The sequence below is a fragment of the Aquabacterium sp. A08 genome (assembly GCF_011742065.1).
This window is the reverse complement of the sequence record NZ_JAAQQT010000110.1, coordinates 1-324: the sequence shown is the minus strand read 5'-3', so window position 1 is coordinate 324 and position 324 is coordinate 1. Positions and strand designations below refer to the sequence as shown.

The 324-nt window shown below is 67.9% G+C and carries 1 protein-coding gene; it reads left to right on the top strand.

Translation table 11 applies throughout. From position 1 onward, the window contains the following. On the top strand, positions 1–324 hold a 324-nt coding region (locus tag HA630_RS00630; RefSeq protein ID WP_166832043.1), incomplete at both ends, for a lytic transglycosylase domain-containing protein.

Here is a 324-nt window from a genome sequence, read left to right as displayed (position 1 = left end):
CCCCAGGAACTGGCCCTGCTGCCCTTCATTGAAAGTGCCTTCAACCCGCAGGCCGTCTCACACGCCAAGGCCGCCGGCATGTGGCAGTTCATGCCGGCCACCGGCCGCGACTTCGACCTCAAGCAGAACGCTTTCCGCGACGACCGCCGCGACGTGCTGGCGTCCACCAAGGCCGCGCTGGACTACCTGCAGCGCCTGCACCGCATGTTCGGCGACTGGCACCTGGCCCTGGCCGCCTACAACTGGGGCGAAGGCAATGTGATGCGCGCCATCAAGCGCAACCAGGCCGAGGGCCTGGGCACCGGCTACGAGGACCTGCGCATG